Genomic DNA, 1142 nt, shown 5'->3' with positions numbered 1-1142 from the left:
TCATCTTCGACGACACGCTGTTCCACCGCTCGGTCAACGAATATGACGGCCGCCGCTACTGCGTCTTCGTCGACATCATCAGGCCGTCTCCGTTCCCAAAACTGATCGCGGGCCTTCTCGCCATCGTCTCGGTCAGCGTGGAGCGCATCAATTCGGTCTTCTACAAGAACTGGAAGATGATCGGCTCGTCCAAGCCTAAGGCCACCGCCAACTGATTCTGGCGCCTCTTCAATCTCCTGGCTCGGCCTGCTCGGCCGGGCCTCGATGCTCTTAAACCAACGTCCTATAGCGCCGATCCCCTGCAACCGTTACAACTCTTCCATCGGATATATCCACAAGGATATAACGACGGGCGGAAGGAGGTCCGCTCGCTGGGAGGGTAGGTTTGAGCGGGCGGCAAGCAGCCGGTCATGCGGATTTCGTCCAGGCTTCGATCGCCAGAAGCGACGCGGCCCATTCCGCATTGGTCGCCTCGTGGCGGCGTTCCCTTCAATTGCACCACCTCGATCCGGCCGAGCGCAAGGCCCCAAGGCGGCTGACCGAAGCCGAATTGCGGCAGGCCCGGCAGCGCATGGAGCGGATGATTCGCGCGGCCGAAGGAAGCCTCAACCGGCTCTATCAGGCGGTCGGCGGTGTCGGTTGCTGCGTGATGCTGGCCGACCGCGACGGCATCCCTGTCGAGCGCCGCGGCGCGGTCGCCGACGACGAGACCTTCGACGAATGGGGCCTGTGGACCGGCACGGTCTGGAGCGAAGACAGTGAGGGAACCAACGGCATCGGCACCTGTCTCGCCGATCAGCGGCCGCTCACCATCCATCGCGACCAGCATTTCCTTTCGCGCAACACGCTCATGAGCTGCACCACGGCTCCCGTCTTTGACCATGAAGGCAACCTGGCGGCCGCGCTCGACGTATCGTCCTGCCGCTCTGACCTCACGGAAGGCTTCGTCCAGCTTATCTCGGTCGCGGTTGGCGACGCCGCGCGCCGTATCGAGGCCGAGAATTTCCGTATGGTTTATTCCAATGCCCGCATCCTGCTTGCGCCGGTTGCCGAGCGCAGCGCCGGCGCGCTGATCGCCGTCGACGCCGACGACCTTGTGACCGGCGCGACACGCTCGGCGCGGCTTGCTCTCGGCATAACGT

Annotated in this window: 1 protein-coding gene and 1 pseudogene; both read left to right on the top strand. The window is 63.7% G+C overall.

The features are described 5' to 3' along the window. Nucleotides 1-215: pseudogene (locus tag EOA28_RS36495) on the top strand (aspartyl/asparaginyl beta-hydroxylase domain-containing protein); the annotation flags it as partial. A gap of 170 nt (nucleotides 216-385) precedes the next feature. Next, nucleotides 386-1142, top strand: a 757-nt coding sequence (locus tag EOA28_RS36490; RefSeq protein ID WP_148671138.1) for a GAF domain-containing protein, incomplete at its 3' end; no start/stop codon positions are given.

Source organism: Mesorhizobium sp. M2A.F.Ca.ET.067.02.1.1 (assembly GCF_004023285.1).
GTDB lineage: Bacteria > Pseudomonadota > Alphaproteobacteria > Rhizobiales > Rhizobiaceae > Mesorhizobium.
Note: the sequence above shows the minus strand (reverse complement) of the source record. Positions and strands in the feature narration are given on the sequence as shown.